14 protein-coding genes and 3 pseudogenes are annotated in these 15,720 nt (G+C 70.4%); 5 read left to right on the top strand and 12 right to left on the bottom strand.

The annotated features are described in order from the left end of the window. Positions 1-18: 18 nt before the first annotated feature. The gene (locus tag AB0O01_RS00555; RefSeq protein ID WP_365309424.1) at positions 19-360 is read right to left on the bottom strand and encodes a hypothetical protein; all 342 of its coding nucleotides are present in this window, start codon (positions 358-360) and stop codon (positions 19-21) included. Positions 361-520: 160 nt separating this feature from the next. Between AB0O01_RS00555 and AB0O01_RS00550 the strand changes: the two genes are divergently transcribed. Beyond that, positions 521-1,438 (top strand): hypothetical protein, encoded by a 918-nt coding sequence (locus tag AB0O01_RS00550; RefSeq protein ID WP_365309422.1) that lies wholly within the window; start codon positions 521-523, stop codon positions 1,436-1,438. 63 nt (positions 1,439-1,501) lie between these two features. Here the strand turns inward: AB0O01_RS00550 and AB0O01_RS00545 are convergent, their stop codons facing one another. From AB0O01_RS00545 to AB0O01_RS00530, 4 genes are all read right to left on the bottom strand, one after another. Next, entirely contained in the window at positions 1,502-2,233 is a 732-nt protein-coding gene (locus AB0O01_RS00545) for a methyltransferase domain-containing protein (RefSeq protein WP_365309419.1), read from the bottom strand. A gap of 162 nt (positions 2,234-2,395) precedes the next feature. After that, a complete protein-coding gene (locus tag AB0O01_RS00540) occupies positions 2,396-2,569 on the bottom strand; it encodes a hypothetical protein (RefSeq protein ID WP_365309417.1) in 174 nt (57 codons plus the stop codon). 2 nt (positions 2,570-2,571) lie between these two features. Next, complete coding sequence (locus AB0O01_RS00535; RefSeq protein ID WP_365309415.1) at positions 2,572-3,252, bottom strand: hypothetical protein; 681 nt, start codon at positions 3,250-3,252, stop codon at positions 2,572-2,574. A gap of 765 nt (positions 3,253-4,017) precedes the next feature. After that, positions 4,018-4,950, bottom strand: a complete 933-nt coding sequence (locus AB0O01_RS00530) for a hypothetical protein (RefSeq protein WP_365309414.1) — start codon at positions 4,948-4,950, stop codon at positions 4,018-4,020. Positions 4,951-5,730: 780 nt separating this feature from the next. Here AB0O01_RS00530 and AB0O01_RS00525 point away from each other — a divergent pair. Together AB0O01_RS00525 and AB0O01_RS00520 are read left to right on the top strand one after the other, a co-directional pair. After that, positions 5,731-6,121 (top strand): annotated as a pseudogene (locus tag AB0O01_RS00525) (GNAT family N-acetyltransferase); the annotation flags it as partial. A gap of 279 nt (positions 6,122-6,400) precedes the next feature. After that, positions 6,401-6,882 (top strand): annotated as a pseudogene (locus AB0O01_RS00520) (hypothetical protein). A gap of 326 nt (positions 6,883-7,208) precedes the next feature. Here AB0O01_RS00520 and AB0O01_RS00515 read toward each other — a convergent pair. Then, positions 7,209-7,856: a transposase gene (locus tag AB0O01_RS00515; protein ID WP_365310457.1), complete on the bottom strand. Its 648-nt coding sequence runs from the start codon at positions 7,854-7,856 to the stop codon at positions 7,209-7,211. A gap of 359 nt (positions 7,857-8,215) precedes the next feature. After that, positions 8,216-8,608, bottom strand: coding sequence for a nuclear transport factor 2 family protein (locus tag AB0O01_RS00510; RefSeq protein WP_365309411.1), 393 nt, complete (start codon positions 8,606-8,608; stop codon positions 8,216-8,218). A gap of 111 nt (positions 8,609-8,719) precedes the next feature. Here AB0O01_RS00510 and AB0O01_RS00505 point away from each other — a divergent pair, with 111 nt between their 5' ends. Together AB0O01_RS00505 and AB0O01_RS00500 are read left to right on the top strand one after the other, a co-directional pair. Beyond that, the gene (locus tag AB0O01_RS00505) at positions 8,720-9,199 is read left to right on the top strand and encodes a MarR family transcriptional regulator (protein ID WP_365309409.1); all 480 of its coding nucleotides are present in this window, start codon (positions 8,720-8,722) and stop codon (positions 9,197-9,199) included. A gap of 339 nt (positions 9,200-9,538) precedes the next feature. Beyond that, positions 9,539-10,412, top strand: a pseudogene (locus AB0O01_RS00500) (IS5 family transposase). Positions 10,413-10,628: 216 nt separating this feature from the next. Here the strand turns inward: AB0O01_RS00500 and AB0O01_RS00495 are convergent. The 5 genes from AB0O01_RS00495 to AB0O01_RS00475 form a co-directional block, all read right to left on the bottom strand. After that, positions 10,629-11,213 (bottom strand): TetR/AcrR family transcriptional regulator, encoded by a 585-nt coding sequence (locus tag AB0O01_RS00495; protein ID WP_365309407.1) that lies wholly within the window; start codon positions 11,211-11,213, stop codon positions 10,629-10,631. A 911-nt stretch (positions 11,214-12,124) separates the two neighbouring features. After that, positions 12,125-12,706 (bottom strand): transposase, encoded by a 582-nt coding sequence (locus AB0O01_RS00490; protein WP_365309405.1) that lies wholly within the window; start codon positions 12,704-12,706, stop codon positions 12,125-12,127. Then, a complete protein-coding gene (locus AB0O01_RS00485) occupies positions 12,630-12,878 on the bottom strand; it encodes a transposase (RefSeq protein ID WP_365309403.1) in 249 nt (82 codons plus the stop codon). Before AB0O01_RS00485 ends, AB0O01_RS00490 begins: the two co-directional genes overlap by 77 nt. Positions 12,879-13,210: 332 nt before the next feature. Next, a complete protein-coding gene (locus AB0O01_RS00480) occupies positions 13,211-13,669 on the bottom strand; it encodes a histidinol dehydrogenase (RefSeq protein WP_365309402.1) in 459 nt (152 codons plus the stop codon). A gap of 319 nt (positions 13,670-13,988) precedes the next feature. Next, positions 13,989-15,569, bottom strand: coding sequence for a carboxylesterase family protein (locus tag AB0O01_RS00475; RefSeq protein WP_365309400.1), 1,581 nt, complete (start codon positions 15,567-15,569; stop codon positions 13,989-13,991). Positions 15,570-15,720 lie beyond the last annotated feature (151 nt).

Below are 15,720 nucleotides of genomic sequence, written 5' to 3'. Positions count from 1 at the left end.
CACTCCGGCCGCCGTGAGTCAACGGCGCTGTGGTGCGCAGGGGTTGCGGAGTACCGGCGGTGGCGCGGCTCTGGTGCGGCGGTGGCCGCGCAGATGGTGCCGGTCTCGCAGGAACAGGAGTCCGGAGGTGAGGGCGGGCAGGGACACGGCGGCGCAGCTCGCGGTTCTCGGTCCGTGGGTGCCGGAGAGGATGGCCGTCCCGGCGGTGATCGCGGTCGTTTCGCGTCGGGTGGGGAAGTGCCGGTCGAACCGCCGTCCGCGCGGGAGCATCGCCGCGAGCACGGGCAGTCGGAGGAGGGAGAAGACCAGGCCGCGGGCGGGGGTGTCGTATCCGTGGTCCTCGTCCAGGGGCCGGGACATCTGTACGGGCACGGTGTAGAGGGCGAGTCCCAGGGCGTCGATGCCGGGGCCGACGAGGAGGGAGGCGCGTATCCGGGTCAGTTGGCGGAGGGCCCGCGGGTTGTGGGTGGGGGCTGTGCTTTGCCTGGGAGACTGTTTCCCAACCGTAGCCAGGGGGCACATGAGTGAGCGGGATGTCGATGCCCGAGTGGAGGAGCTGAACCGGGAGTTGCGACGGTTGGCGGGGGAGCTGCTGCTGGCGGCGGCGGACCATCCGGATCCCGGGCGTGCCCGTACCTTGTCCGCTGCCGCGGGCGAGCTGGCCGGTGCGGTGCTGGCGCGCCTGGACGGTCGGCCGGTCGAGGACTCGCCGGGACCCGGGGGGAAGCGCGAAGCATCCGAGGTGCCCGGGATACCTGAGGTACAGGACGCCGTGCCGCCGGTGAGGGCCGATGCTCCGGACTCCAACTCCCCGCTGGGCAAGCTGGTGGAGTGCTACGTAGACGACTTTGCCAGGATCGGGGAGGAGGACCCGGTGATGATCGATCCCGGGCTGTCCTACGACCAGTGGGCACATCTCCACCGGGTGGGGTCCGGCAAACGAAGGCACTTCGGGGGCGCGCCGCTGTGGAACGACACCGTTCCCGACCGCGGCAGGAAGGTGCGGCGTCTGACCTCCGGACCGGCGACGCTGCGCCGGTTGCACCGCACCTATGTGACCCTGCTGGATCTGGAGACCCCGGAGGGCGGGCTGGCGCTGCGGTTCCTGAGAGGGAGCCATGGGATCCAGCACTCCCGTGGGATCGTCGAAGGCGGATGCGTCGACAGGGGCAGCCTGGGACGGAAGCTGACGGTGCTGGAGTGGTGCGCGGTGGTGACCGCCGCCGAGCGTGGTGAGCACGCCCGGGCCCGGATCCTGGAACTGCTGCGGCAATTGGAGGTGCTTGCCGCCCCTGTCCTCGCGCTCGATGTGGCGTTCCGGCGGCGCAACGACAGCGTGGAGATGGGAGGCCGGGTGGCGGGCAGCGGGGAGGTTGTCAATGCGCTGCTGCGGAACTGGCCGCCGCCGGGGACCGGCGGCGAGGGTACTGCCGGCTGACGGCGGCGCGGCGATGTGACCCGGGCGGCCCGCCACCGGCTGAGGGCGACGCCGCGACCGGCCTCAGCCGACCCCGATGTCCGCCGGGACATGGCCCACGACGAGCTGGTAGTGGATCGGCTCCCCGGTCGTGGTGACCCGGTGCCGGAAGCGGGTGCGTTCCAGCACCACGAGGCTCCCGTCGTCCGCCATCCGCTCGACCGCCGCGCCGAATCCGTCCGCGTCCGCCGGATCCAGCCATCGCTCGTCCACCGTGAAGGCGACGGGCGCCCCGGGCGGCAGGACGGCGAGGGCGTTGCCGAGCGCCCGGGGTGTGGCGTGCGTGCCGCCGAAGGCCCCGGCCGCCACCAGTCCTCCGGGCGCGAAGGGGCGCAGTGCCTCCCGAAGAGTGCGGTCGTCGTGGAAGTCGCCGACCAGATAGCCGGCGTAGACACCGGGCCGGTCGCGCAGACCCGCCTCGCGTGCCGCCGGTAGCGCGTCCACGCCGACGACCCGCCCCGTGCCGGCGTTCCTCAACAGCTCCCCGACCAGCCCCGTTCCGGCGCCGATGTCCAGGACCGTCATCGAGCCCGGATCCAGTCCGAGCCGGTCGAGGGCACGCAGGAAGCCCTCTGCCGCGACCTGCGGCGAGACACACCCCAGCCGCTGCTGGACCACGTACTCGTAGAGGCCGGGCACCGCGTAGATCCGCGTGTACGCGTGCAGGTGCACGGTCTCCCGGTCGTTGAGCGCGATGTACTCGCCATCGGTCACCGGCGGGCCGAGCAGCCGGATCTCGTCGAACACGTATGCCATGGGACGAGACTATGTGTGCGGGGTGGTGTGTGGCCATCGGTCGCGGAGGCGAGGCGACAGGGGGCGGGGGCGGCGGACAGGGGTGACGCTGCTCCCCGGCGCGGGCGGGCCACCGCCGCCGGGTCGGTCAGGGAGGCGGTCCGCGCCGTGCGGAGCGCCGGATCAGCGGACCGCCGTCGCCCCGGTCCCGGTGAACACGCCGGGGCGGGCGAGCCGTTCGACGCCGGTGGCCGCGCTGGTGGGCCTGATGCCGGCCTTGTCGCCGCCGTCGAGCCGGTCGATGACATCGTCGAGGTGCATCCGGAACCGGAAGCGGAACCGGAAGCGGTGGGACAAGCTCAGAACATGTCTCGTGTGATGCGTGGGTCGCGGGCAGTGAATTCATCTTCCGTGTGCAGGACACGGTGTGCGGCGAACCGGTCGAGGGCCCCGAGGAAATCGCTTCTGTTCTCGCGGAACAGGATCACACTTCCGAGATTTCGGTATCCGAGGCCGTGGAGACCCCGGGACAGACCCCGGGAGAGTGCGACTGCCCTGCCCCGCTCGGTCACCGTGCCCGGGTCGACTGCAACATGAACGGAATCCTCCGTCCGCATCCGCACCACCAGAATGTGCTCCCGTCGGCGGCTGCTCTGCTTCTCGCTGAGACCGTGGCGTCGCAAGAAGCCTATGTGGATCGTGTCATCCCAGGAGATGTGCAGACTGGTGGTATGCCCATTGGCGAGTCGGCACGAGGCAAGCGTGAGGCCCTCTCGATCGAGAGTCATCTCTGCCCAACGGGGGAGGACGGGAAGGAAAGTCATGACGACGAATGCGAGAACGCCCGCAGGGACGAGCGTCTCCGGATTGGAGAGTGAGGAGTTGTTGAAGTATCCGAGCAGGGTGAAAAAGAGGAGCAGAAGATACAGTCCCAGGAAAGGACGTGTCATCACCCAGAGGCATCTTTTCGTGTCGGCGTGGAACCGGGCCCTGTCGTCGGGCCCGGGTGATGGTGTGCCGGTGTCCGGTGAGCCGTTCATTGAGACATGGTGACAACGGCGAGGCACACCCGTGAGGTCCTCCTGCGCCGTTCTCCATCGGTATCCAGCCGCAGGCAGCGGCTCATGAAACGCAAGGAACGGCCACCGGTGGACCGCGGCTTGTCCGGCACGGCGGCAACCGGCGCCACCCCGGCCCGGACGATGGGCAGCCCATCCGTGACCCACGGCTTCACCGGGAGGTGAGTGCGATCGGTGCCGGGTCGGGACAGGGCCGTGGGGCCGTGCAGTTCGTGCTCGGCCGAGAGATGCTCCTGCTGGTGGTGTGGTGGCCGCACGGGCACATGTGGACGTGGCTGTCGCCTGCGGGGGCGTGGGCGGCGGGGGCGGGATGGGGCGCTCGGAGCGGGGTGCCCGCCCGCTCAGGTGCTCGGGCCGGCCAGCGCTCGATGCCGTCATGGACGGCCAGGTGATCAGTGGAAAGACGCCTCTTCACTCGCCGCCGTCCGCCACCGCCCTGTCATCGCCTGGATGGATCTGCGACGGTTGTCCGACCTGGGTTCCTGCGGACAGCGGTCGCCCCTGGCCCGCCGGTCATTGCGCGGCACCGGTGCGTACACATCTGCCACGACCAACGCCCACTTGACCCGGCACGGAGCCGAATCCTTCGCGCTCGGCGTGTGGTGGGCAACCGCCGACGAACGCCACGTGGAATGAACCTTCAATGCCCGGTCGGCCGGGGATGGACTTTTGGCGGCGGGCCCGGGGCCACGGGACGATCCCTGACGGGCCCGCCCTCGGCCGCTTTCACGCTCCGATGCGAAGCCAGGTGCCGCCGGCGCGAAGCCACAGAAGACCGTCGCGGCCCTGACCGCAGCGCGTGACCACCCGTCCGGGCACTCTAATCCTGCGCCGCTCGGTCACATTCCAGGTATCACCAGTCAACTCGGCTCGCACTACTTCGGTCGACCGCTGGTTGTGATCGCGCTTGGTCAGGACTGCCCGACGGCCGTGCACGGCGAACCCGTCCGGGACACGGACGGGGCTGGGCCAACTGGCCACCTCACCGGTCGACGGGGTGATCCGCGTCAGAAACGTGCCGCCCCGCCGGCTGCCGGAACACCAGACCAGCCAGACCCGGTCCCCCTCGGTGGCAGCGGTGCATCCTTCCAAGGGCACGGCAGGGAGGCGGCCTTCCGGAGCCCAGGTTGCCCGGCCGTCGGCACTCCAGCAGGCAAGACCGGCTGCAGACTCCGGATGCCCTCCGTAGATGTCTTCGTCTCCGTAGGCCGTCCAGATCGATCCCCCGCGATCGGTCACCAGAGCAGGGATGTCGTCGCCGATGCCGAAGACGGCCTCCCGGTCACCGCTTTCCAGAGAGAACACCACGGCGTTCGGGCTCCATGCCCCCGACTCCTCCTTGCCGGCTCGACCGCCTGCGACGAGAAGTCGGGCCTCCGGGAGAAGCCCGATGTGGCTCGGCCTGACCGGGATGTCCTTGACCGGTCGACGTTGGAGTGCCCCGTCAGCCTGGCGAACCACGAGCACCGCATCGAAGGGAACCTGCGGGCTCCGTCCCACCCAGCCCTTCACATAGCGGCTCCGGCGCAGGTGCCGCCGATGGACGAGCAGAACGGCTGGCTCCCCCTTCGGCCCGACGGTCCACCACAGAGGGCGTCGTCCCGCCCAGAGGTCCGCCGCAGACGGCTTCCAGACCGTCTGCACGTCGACCGCCGACATCACATCCTCCCTGCTCTCAGATGCGGCACCCGAACGAAGCTACTGATGAGAGGAGTGTATTGATGTCAGAACCGATCACCGCCCCGCGTCGTCCGACTGCCCCGCGGTGAACTCACGAACGCCGTTCCGCGTAGCCGAGATGCCGTCGTCCCCGATGCCGTTGGTCGGGGGCTGTAGGGGACCGCGTTCCACGCCGTCTGGAACGGGTGGCCCCGCCATCGCATACCAGCAGGGCGGCTGCACCGGTCGCTGCTCTGGTCAGCACGTCGGTCAGAACCTCGTTCTGGGAGAGCGCGCGGACCTCTGGCCATCATGCTGTTCAACGAGCGGGAGTCGACCGAGCCCGCGGGTTCCGTACGGACACAATGGCGACTGGGCCTTCACGGAGCGGTGATAGAGGCGTCCTTGACGTGGCAGCCGTACTGCCGGCAGCGCCCGAAGCGTCGCCTCCTTTTCCGTCGCTGGTGACATGTTTCGATTAGTTCACCACCCCAAGATGCATCGTCAGCATGGAGATGTAACGGAGCGCATATAGAACACCAGGCTAAGGTTGCACCTCGATGGTGATTATCGAGATATCCGGAAGGATATTGGGCGGCTCATCCCCATGCCAGATATCTTCTATTTTCGAGAGATATTATCGGCAGCCCGCAGAGGTGAATCTCGCCAATCAGTAAACCTGGTCCTTCCAGTCGCGCCGGCTTCGTACTCCTCCGCGAGCGAGTTCTCCTCGCTCCGCTATCCGACTGCTGAACTCGGCACGGACACTACGATCGAGGAGTGACGGTCAAGTACGAGCGGCGGGGCGGCTTTGACAAGGCAGCCCTCAACACGCTGCACGCTGACGGCATCGGAGGCCCGGTCGCTGGGTCTGACTGGCGAGGACGACTCGAGCGCAACAGCCTCGGCTGGGTCTGTGCTCGGGAAGACTGCGTGCTGGTCGGCTTCGTCAAGGTGGTCTGGGACGGCGGAGTACACGCCTTCCTGCTGGACACGGTGGGTCGCCCAGCACCTCCGGAGAAGAAGCGTTGGCGCCGCGCTGGTCGCAGCAGCAGCCAACGAGGCTCGTGCCGCGAAGTGCAAAAGGCTCCACGTCAACTCCGATTAGAACCTGCGGTCGTTCTACTTCGATGTCTGGGGCTCCAAGGAGACGGCAACCAGTCTGATTGCCCCGCAGGCCATGGGCCAGGCTCTGGTCCAGGAAGCACAGGGCGCCAGAAGCGGGACCAACGGGCACCCACCAGCGGACGACTCGGGATTGCCCGTCACTAACCGGTTCGGGATGAAGTATCCAATCGATCCGGCCCCTCTCCTTGCTGGCTGTTCGGCCGGTGTGGAACACAGTTCCGGCAGATGGCTGGTGGTCAACACGGCCAGGCGGCGTGCCCGTATGTCCATGGTCCATGGGAACGGGAGTGCGCTGGGTCGGCGGGCCAGCCAGCATGGTGGGATGGCTAATCTGCTGTGGGACGTGAAGTGGTTGTTCGACCCGGACTTGATGGGGTCGTTGCCGGACGTGCGTGTGCCGGATGTTTCGGCGGAGGACTGGCAGGCGGTCCTCGATCTTGTCGCGGAGATGGGCTGGAAGTACCAGTACTCAGAGGGAGAGGCGGTGCTTCCGGTCCCCGGGCGGAGGCTGTGTTGTCCCGCCCGGAGGATGCCGAGTGCCCGGAACTGCGGGTCTGGCCGACCGCCGACACGCTGATGATCTTCCGATTTCGCGCCGACGATGAAGTCGACTTCGACGTAGACCTGCGCGAGTTGCAGGGCCAGGAACGGCTCGATGTGTTCTGCGGCTTCCTTCGGGAGATCGGGCGGCGGCTGGGTAAGCCCGTGCTGATGGACCCGGAAGGCGACTACGGTCATCCGGTGCTCGGCTACGACGTTGAGGCAGATCGAGTTGTTCTCCTCGCGGCGCCGCAGGTCAGGTGATTGAGGCCGACGGCTGCGGTTCGTGGAATGTCCCGTCACGGAGCATCGCGAACAGTACGTCGGCCCTGCGTCTGCCGATGCAGAGCAGGGCTTGGGTGTGGTGCCTGCCATGGGCGATCTTCCTGTCGCAGCAGGTCCGGGACTCGGGGTCGCCCAGGGCTGCGAATGCGAAGAGGAAGAAGGCACGTTTGAGCTGCTTGTTTCTCTCCGGGAGGGCTGTCCGCCGCAGATCGATGGTTCCGGGCTGCGGGTCGCCGGGGCGGGACACGCATGGGCGGCGAGGTTACGGGCGGTCGGGATGGTGGTGCTGCCATCGTCGCCTTCGATCAGAACCTTGGCTCCGGTCCTGACGCAGACTCCCGGCACACGCGGCCATCCTCGGTGGCTTCGGCCGCAGCGGGATGACCGGCCGGCGCCTGCCAGCCTTGAGTATCCGGGCCGGGGAGCCGAACGGCTCCAGCACGGTGAGGACGGCCGGGTGTTGCAACCGCGGGTCCAACGCTCGCTCCAGCGAGGGTTGGAGCTGAGTCAGCAGGCCGTGAAGTTGGTTGGCGACGCTGGTGGCTTCGCCTGCGAGGATGTCGTCGAACCCGACGATCATCTCCAGCTCGGCGATCGTCCCGTCCTAGTTGTCGACCGCCCGCAGTGTGTACAGCAGCGCACAGGCGCGAGTCGCGACGATGAGTACGTCCCTCGTGTCGGTCTTGGCCTCGCCGGGATTGAGGTCGGCGATGCGACCCATCGTCGGCCCCCTCACACAGGTAGGCGACCAGGCAGCCCGTGTCGCGAGCGATGGCGGGCGGCAGGGCGCTCATCGAGGCTGGCTGGTCGACCACGACCAACACCGTCCCGTGTCTGACCTGAAGGTCGGCGAACAGTTCTCGGAGCTTGGGTTCGGTGTGGGGCAGGCGCTTGTCGAACATCTTCTTCCCGATACGGGTGACGGTGGTGGCGTGATGTTCTCCCTTGCCCACGTCCAAACCGAGGAAGACGCTGATGTCGCCGGTGTCGATCACGTGCAGGCCCCTCCGTCATGCTTTCGTCCGGCCTTGCCAGGGCACCGACCGAGCTCCCACATCCACGCTACGGACAGCTCTTCCGGCCTGGGCGAAGCCGGTGACCAGCCCTTCATCAGCGGTCCGTCGATGCCTCCGGGCCAGGTGGTACCACCCTCCGGATCACGAACACCAAGGGGGGAAGCCATGCCGGACCCGAAGGCCGGAGGCCCGGTTGCGGAGCCACGAAAACGGTATCGGGAGGCTGGAGGGGGGCGGAGCTGTGGCTGTGAAGCCGTTGCTGACCGGGTGGAGGGCGCGCGCATCCCCGGGTTTTCCTACCTGGCGCTGCCGATGCCCCGGTCCGCGTCGGACCCGTGGAGCATCAGCGTGACCTCCTCGACGCGGCTGAACCGGCCGTCGGGTGCCAGGTCGCCGAAGGCGTAGACCTCCATTGTCACCTCCGAGCCGTCCCTCTTCGTGATGCGGACGGTGTGCCGGTCGGCGTACCTGCTGCCGTCGCGCAACTCCTCGTGGACGACCACGGAGCCGTCGGCGACGATCGTGCGCAGGTGGGCGATGTGCGCGACGAACCCGGCGCGGTCGTCCCACCGCCCGTCCGTGCGCTGCCGGTAGTCGGGGGTGAAGTGACGGTCGACGGCCTCCGCGGTGGTGATGCGGGGGTTGAAGATCAGGTCGGTGAGGGCGGCGCTCATGCTGGTGCCGTTCATGGGGGATACCTCTCGGGACGGGGGAACTTCACGCAGATGCGTGCGGCGCGCACGCACATTTGCTGCACCGTACCATCGAGTGTGTGCGTGGCGCACGCTATTGTCGGAGGTGTGAAGAACGAGGACGAGACCGGAAACGAGATCGCCGACGCGCTGGGTGTGCTGCTGCGGCGTACCACCCGGACCCAGTTGCACAGAGCCCTCACCGAGGGAATGGGGGAGGGAGTGGACGAGCTGACGTATCCGATCCTGAGCGGGCTCGCCCGGTCGGGCCCGTGCAGCGCGGCCGAACTGGCCCCCGATGCGGGACTCGACCGCTCCGGCGTCACCCGCCGCGCCTCCCGTCTGGAAGCCGCCGGGCTGATCCGCCGGGAACCGGACCCCGCAGACGGGCGGGCTTCTCTGCTCGTCCTCACCCCGAAGGGGGAACGCGCGGTGGCGCGCCTGCGTGAGCGCCTCGCCGATCACATCGCCGAGAGCCTGGAGTCGTGGCCGCCGGGCCGGGCGGCGGCCTTCGCGCACGACCTGCGGCGCTTCGTCACGGAGGGGCGCTTCGCCCGGAAGCTGTCCGAGGGGCCAGGCCCGGGGTGAGCGTCCAGGTCGCCCCGGGTGGGCCAGACTGCCGGGCCCCGCGTGCTCAGCCGGGATGCCACGATCACACCGCTGGGCCGGTCAGCAGCAGGGGCATCAAGGGGTTGATGAGAAGCGTCCGGTGGGGCCTTTGCCCCCACCCCCAGCAACCACCGTGACCCCGGCCGCAAGACAGGCCACAGCTCGGCACCCACCGCCCAGGGCCTTCCGGTATCCGCGACAAGACACTGTCTTCAACGCGACCGGTCCGACGTATTGGTAACTCCGCCCCGCGCACTCACTTGAGCCAACCTAGGGTCTGTTGCGAAAGTGGATCTTGTTCGTTCATGATCACGTCTCGTGGGGCGTGGAGATCTGACGAATGGCCAGTGGGTCCGGCTTGAGCCGCTGCTGCCGCGGGGCATCAGGCCGGGCCGTCCGCAGGTGTGGACGCGGCGGCAGTTGATGGACGGCATACGGTGGCGGACCCGGACCGGTGCCCCGTGGCGTGATGTGCCCGAGCGCTATGGGCCGTGGGACCGGGTCTACGACCTGTTCCGGCGCCGGCAGCGGGACGGCACCTGGGCCCGTATCGTCACCGGGCTCCAGGCCGGGGCTGACGCGAAAGGTCTGGTCACCTGGGACGTGAACGTCGACTCGACGGTCTGCCGGGCCCACCGGCACGCGGCCGGGGCGGCGAAAAGGGGGACCTCCGGAAGGAACCACCCGGAGGGATCTTCACGGAGCCGGCGGACCACGGCCTCGGACGGTCCCGGGGCGGGCTGACCACCAAGGTCCACCTCGCCGTCGAGCAGGGTCACAAACCGCTGTCCGTCGTGATCACGGCAGGGCAGCGGGGGGACTCCCCGCAGTTCGAGGCCGTGCTGGAGGCGGTCCGGGTGCCCCGGCTCGGACTCGGCGGACCGCGCAAGCGCCCGGACCGGGTACGGGCAGACAAGGCGTACGACTCCCGCAGCACCGTTCCTACCTGCGCAGACGTGGCATCAAGGCCACCATCCCCGTGCCTGCGGACCGGATTCGCAACCGGCGGAAACGCGGCTCGCGCGGCGGACGGCCGCCGAAATTCGGCAGAGACGACTACAAGGCACGTCACGCGGTCGAGTGCGGAATCAACCGGCTGAAGAGACACAGGGCAGTCGCTACCCGGTACGACAAACTCGCCGTGCGCTACGAAGCAACAGTGCTGGTCGCAGCCATCAACGAATGGCTGTGACCAGCACTTTCACAACAGGCCCTAGAGTACTTCCGACACACACCCTTTTGTGGGGCGGTGTCGGGAGGGTTGTCACGGGTGTGTGTGGGAGCGTCCGTCGGGGCGGGCGGTGTTCTTCTGCTGCGGTCCGTCTGCCCGGCCGGCCGCGGGCGGGTGGGCCGGTCCGTTCGTTCAGCCGCTGTTGGCCGTTCCGGTGTGTCGGATGTTTCGGGTGTGTCAGGTGTGTCTGGTCAGTGAGAGTCCGTTCAGCAGTACTTCGGCGACGCTTTCGGCGTACAGCTTCACCCGGGCTTCGTCCGGCGAGATGAATTCCGACCTCATCAGTTCGGCGAGTCCCGTCTGGCCGTAGGGTGCCGAGCCGCCGGAGGTCAGCAGGAAATAGAAGACCTCCGGCGGGATGTTCTTGATTCTGCCCTGGTCCTGGAGTTCCGTGAAAAGGGGCAGGAACCGGGACTCTATGGGTTCGATGTACTGGTGGTAGAGATATTCGAGGCGGTCGGTGGCCGCCGCGCCCTCGACCGTCACGAGCCGGGCCAGATAGGGGCGGGTCGCCGAGTACTCGATGAAATTGCGGATGAGCATCCGCAGTCGCACCATGGGGTCGGCGGCCGGGTCGTCGGAGGATTCCAGATGCTCGATGAACGGCCGGAAGGCCCAGTCGGCGGCGGTGCGCCAGAGGTTCGCCTTCGAGCCGAAACGCTGGTTCAGGAGATTGTGACTGACTCCCAGCTCGTCATTCACGGTCCGCAGCGAGACCCCGTTGTACCCGTGCACCGAGAACGCCTCGATCGCCGTCCTCATCACCTGGTCGACCGGGGCGAATTGAGCGTCTTTCGGAGGACGCCCACGCGGGCGGGCCGTGCGTTGGGGAGTCTCGGACATGTGCTGAGTTTAGCGGGCGTCCGCTCTTCTCCGAGGGGACCGGGAGCGCGCGGAACCGCTCCGACCGTTCGGCCGCGGCCGGGGGGCGGTTTCCGGATCGGCCGGGGTGTCGTCGCGCCGCAGGAGTGCGGTGGTGAACTCCTTTCCGTGCAGCTTCGCCCCGGGCGGCCCCGTGGGGATGCGGGTTGCGGGGGCAAGCCCTCGCCGAGCGGGTGCGTGCAGACCGTTTTCCGGGCGGGAGACCGCAGCCGGGGCATCGTTGATCCGGCGGAGCGGGGGCCGGGATCGGCCGGTGCCGGCGGCGTCCGGGCCGCCGGGGCCTTCGGTGTGCCGCACCGTCGGGAGCGCGGTCCCGGCGGGGCACGGGCACGGCCGGATGCGGGGACGGGGCCCGGTTCGCCGTGTGCAGCAGCCGGCCGGGCGCGCCCGTTTCGGGGGTTGTGGCCCGGAGGCGGGTGGTCCCGGGGAAGGGCGGGCACGACGTCCGCCGACGCCCGGTTGGCATGGTCGGGGTGGAGATTTAACTGAGGACCAGGTCGGCCACCATCGTGCCGGGGGCGGCCCCGTGCGTCCGGGCGGGCCGGAGGGAGTTCGCGGATGGCGGGCGGCGGGGCGTCCGGCGGCAGCGCGGGGCGCGGGGCCGGCGCCGAGGCCGGACACCACCCGGTGGCCCTGCCGGCGGGTGGGCGAGGAAGCCGCCGAACGGTGCCTGGAGCGTCCTCTCGCCATCCAGGGCTCCCGGCAGGCCCTGTCGGGCGGGGGGGGGGGCGCCTCGGGGCAGGCATGTCCGGGGGTGTCGGGGATGCCCCCGCCGGTCAGCGGGTGACCGGTCACATCGCTTGGAGGTCCCAGCAAAGGCGTGGGACGTGTCGGTGGGTGATCGGACGGGTGGCGGGGCTGGGGAATGCTTCGTGGATGTCGTCGCGTCGTTCCCGGCGGATGCGCGGGCGGCGGAAGCCATGGAGCCGGGCGATCGTCCGGACCGCATCACAGCCCGGGCCGGACCCATGTGCCCGGCCCCGCCCGGCGACGACCGGGCGGATGCCGCGTTGTCGCAGCAGGCGCCGGTACTTGTCGTGGTCGTAGCCATGGTCGGTCGGCAGGGCGTCGGGACGCCGTCGCGGCCGGCGGGCCGTCCCGGCGACGTCCGGGATGTTGTCGAGCAGGGGCAGGAGCTGGGTGACGTCGTTGCGGTTCCCCCCGGTCAGCGACACCGCGAGCGGGGTGACCTGTCCGTCGGTGATGTCATGGTGCTTGCTGCCGGGCCGTGCGCGGCCGGCCGGGCCGGGCCCGCTTCCGGGCCGCGCCGGGCCGCCGGGACGTGGCAGGAGGCGGTCACCGGCCGCGACCAGCGGGTTTCCTCGCCGCCCGCACCTTCCCCAGCAGCACCAGGTGCAACTGGTCCCACACACCGGCCTCGTTCCACACGGCCGGGCGGCGCCGGCGGGTCGTACCGGAGCCGAAGCCCAGATCCTGGGGCAGGCACTGCCACTGGGTACCGGTGCGCAGCACGAACAGAATCCCGCACAGCGCCTGACGGTCCGGGACCGGCGGCCTGCCCTCGGCCGGCTTCGGACCCGGCACAGGCAGCAACGGCTCGGCCAGTGGTACGCCGATCGTGAGCATGAAAAGGGCGGGCGGCAATTTAATGGGGTGCGGGGAGGCGGGAGGGACGAGCCCGATGGCCTGTGCAGGTTCCGTTCCGGCGGGCGGCGCGGCCGTGGGCGGGCCGCCGGAGCGGCGGGCTGCCGGACGAAGCGGTGGCCGCTCCATGTTGGCGGGGCGCCGGAGTGCTCCGCGTCACGGACGTCGCCGGAGCGCGCCCGGCCCTCGAACTGCCCGAACGGCGCCGCCCGCCCGGCCGCACGGCCTGCCGGGTGTCGCGCTGCTCCGCTCGTCCAGTACCTCCCGGTGTGTCACCGTCGTGAGGTGCTCGCCGACCCGCAGACGCCCCTGTGTAGCGGGCGCCCCCCCGGGCGGGGAGCCGCACGGTTGGTGCCGATGGCCTTGTCGCCGTGGCTGACGCAGGTTGCCCCGCCCGGGAACGGCGCCCCGTGGTGGTGCGTGGCGGTGAGCGCCCGACGGGGCCGCGCGGTGAGGATCTGCGCATGCTCCGAGGCGGGGGTGTCGGCGGGTGCGTGGGCCGCGTCGGGGGTGTGGGCCTCATGCACCTGGCCGTGGTCCCGCCAGGTCGCCCCGGCGGAGTCACGCGCCGGTATGCGGGGCGCCGGCTCGCCGGTGTAGGCCACCGCCGCCGTCGCCACCTCGCACGAGGCGGCGACCGGCACGGCGGGGGAGTCCCGGATGGTGCTGGGCCCGGCCGAGCAGATCGTGACGGCGACGGCGAACGGGCCGGTGCCCGCCTCGCCGAACAACTGCCCCTTTTCCTCCCGGCGGCACACGTGTTGCCCGGCCCGGCGACGGGGGCCGGCACGGGCCGGTGGTCTCGGTGCCCCGCGCCGACGCCGTGACCGCCTGCACCCCGGCCGGCCGCCGAGGGGGTGGATCTCGTCGGCCCCGGCCGGGTGTGTCGCGGCTACGGTCGCGGCCGGGGTGCGGGTCTGTGCCGGGCCGGGGCTCACGTCGGGCCCGGGTCCGGCGGGGGCGGGGCGGTCCGCGTCACCCGGCGGCCGGTCGGGCGGGTTCCTTCCGCTCCGCGCGGACCCGGCGCCGTGCCCCCCGGTGCGCGGCCAGTCACTGGGGCGCGGACCAGAGGTCGCAGTGGTGGTCCCGGTCGGGTTCGCTGACGGCCCGGGGGCCGTCGGCGCGCAGGGCGAGCCGGGTCGGGGTGTCCGTCTGCCGGGCCGGCCAGGCGGGCTGCCGCGGCGTCGCCGGGTCGCCGGTGTGGACGAACCGCGCCCAGTAGCCCACCATCTGGTCCGCCAGCCGCTGCTGTGCCGCGGTGAGCGGGCCGAAGCCCTTGATGTCGAAGAGGTAGCGCAGTTCGAAGGTGTGCGACGCGCCGAGGGGGAAGGACACCTCGGGCATGTCCCGCGGTGCGGGTGCGGTGGTGTCGGCGAACTCGTACTGGTACACCGCCGATCCGGTGCCGCGCAGTGAATCGATCGTCCGCTCGGTGGGGCAGGCGAGCATGGCATCGGTGGTCACGGCGGACAGGGCGAGGTGCGGATCGCCGCCGTACTCGGAGAGCGGGTACGCCTGCTCGACGCGGTCCGCGATGGCGGGGTGGGCCCCGGCCAGCCTGCCGGGGTACTCCCCGGCGGTCGTCGGAGGTTCCAGCGCGGTGAAGAAGGTGCCCTCGTCGGTGTTGCCGCCCACCAGTACCGGCCGCTTGCCCCCTGCGCCGTGGGCCAGTGCCTGCGGGGGAGCCACGGGCAGCCCCGGCCCGCCGGCGACCGGGCCGTTCGGCGCGCCGGCCGTCTTCTGGAGGGTGCTGACCGGCAGCTCCCGCAGGCAGGCGGCGGCGGTGGCGGGGTCGGTGCAGCCGACGGCGGCCGTGTACGCCTCGCTGCGTTCCGCGGTGGTGGACAACTGCGTCGAGCAGGGCGCGCTCTGGAGGATCCCGGCCCGGAACAGGCTGTCCGAGCCGGGCGCGGCCATCTGGTTGCAGACCGCGCTCCCGCCCGCGGACTCACCGCCGACCGTGACCCGCGCCGGATCGCCTCCGAACGCGGCGATGTTGTCGCGGACCCAGCGCAGCGCCGCCTGCTGGTCGAGGGTTCCGTAGTTCCCCGCCTTCCCGCCGGCGGCGAGTACGGGGTCGGCGAGCCATCCCAGTGCGCCGAGCCGGTAGTTGAGGGTGACGACAACCAGGTCGCCCCGGGTCACCAGGCGCTGCGCGTCGTACAGATCGCCGTTGCCGCCCACGTTGCCGCCGCCGTGGATCCACACCAGCACCGGCCGCCGGGCGTCGTCCCCGGCCGGGGGCGCCCATACGTTGACGGACAGACAGTCCTCGCTCTGCGGCAGCGGGGAGACGAACCCCGGCAGGACCGTACCGGACTGCGGGCACTGCGCTCCCGCCCGGGTGCCGTCGCGCGTGCCGCTCCAGGGCGGAGCGGGCTCGGGCGGCTGCCAGCGCAGGTCGCCGACCGGAGCGGCCGCGTAGGGGATTGCCTTGAACACCCGGTGGTCCGGTCGCACGGTGCCCCGGACCGGGCCGCCGGCCACCGTCACCACCGCCCCGTCACCCCCGGAATCCGAGGCCCCCGAGGCCCCCGAGGAATCCGGGGGTGACGGGGATTCCGCCGTGCACCCGGCGAGAGCCAGGGCGAGCACGCTGAGGCTGGCCAGTGTCTTCGAGAGTCGGGTCAAGGCACACCACCACCAAGTACCGGGGAACCCACCGGGCCGCCCCGCGGGCCCCCTGACAAATAAAGTGTCACTGGTCAACTTACTTGACGGGTCGGCGTATGTCGAAGCACGGCGGGCCCGTAGGAACCGGCCCGTGAGCGAGGCGGCGGGA

It is taken from the genome of Streptomyces sp. NPDC093252 (genome assembly GCF_040683675.1).
Taxonomy (GTDB): domain Bacteria; phylum Actinomycetota; class Actinomycetes; order Streptomycetales; family Streptomycetaceae; genus Streptomyces.
The sequence above is the reverse complement of the archived record's forward strand: the minus strand, read 5'-3'. Positions and strand labels throughout refer to the sequence as shown.

Excerpts from the sequence above, each read along its gene's own strand:
- AB0O01_RS00555 (WP_365309424.1), bottom strand. The coding sequence starts at position 360 with ATGTCCCGGCCCCTGGACGAGGACCACGGATACGACACCCCCGCCCGC.
- AB0O01_RS00550 (WP_365309422.1), top strand. The coding sequence starts at position 521 with ATGAGTGAGCGGGATGTCGATGCCCGAGTGGAGGAGCTGAACCGGGAG.
- AB0O01_RS00545 (WP_365309419.1), bottom strand. The coding sequence starts at position 2,233 with ATGGCATACGTGTTCGACGAGATCCGGCTGCTCGGCCCGCCGGTGACC.
- AB0O01_RS00535 (WP_365309415.1), bottom strand. The coding sequence starts at position 3,252 with ATGAACGGCTCACCGGACACCGGCACACCATCACCCGGGCCCGACGAC.
- AB0O01_RS00530 (WP_365309414.1), bottom strand. The coding sequence starts at position 4,950 with ATGTCGGCGGTCGACGTGCAGACGGTCTGGAAGCCGTCTGCGGCGGAC.
- AB0O01_RS00510 (WP_365309411.1), bottom strand. The coding sequence starts at position 8,608 with ATGAACGGCACCAGCATGAGCGCCGCCCTCACCGACCTGATCTTCAAC.
- AB0O01_RS00495 (WP_365309407.1), bottom strand. The coding sequence starts at position 11,213 with ATGAGGACGGCGATCGAGGCGTTCTCGGTGCACGGGTACAACGGGGTC.